Consider the following 278-nt stretch of genomic DNA (forward strand, 5'->3'; position numbering starts at 1 on the left):
ATATCAGTGGGACCTTTTTGTTATGATGGTGCGAAATTAATATTTGATTGGGAAAGTAAATGACGACCTTAAAAAATGATCGTTTTCTACGTGCCTTATTGCGTGAACCTGTAGATACCACACCAGTTTGGATGATGCGTCAAGCAGGACGCTATTTACCAGAGTATCGTGAAACACGTGCCAAAGCGGGTGATTTTCTATCTCTTTGTTTAATTATATTTTTTATAAAAAAAGGTGGAATATCCATTTTTTCCACCTTTTCTTTTTTCACTTTTTCA

At 35.3% G+C, this 278-nt stretch carries 1 protein-coding gene; it reads left to right on the forward strand.

From position 1 onward, the window contains the following. Positions 1 to 59 precede the first annotated feature (59 nt). A partial coding sequence (locus FLQ44_RS19980) for a uroporphyrinogen decarboxylase family protein (RefSeq protein WP_276607891.1) occupies positions 60 to 278 on the forward strand: 219 nt, incomplete at its 3' end.

The organism is Vogesella mureinivorans, assembly GCF_007644035.1.
Taxonomy (GTDB): Bacteria; Pseudomonadota; Gammaproteobacteria; order Burkholderiales; family Chromobacteriaceae; genus Vogesella; species Vogesella mureinivorans.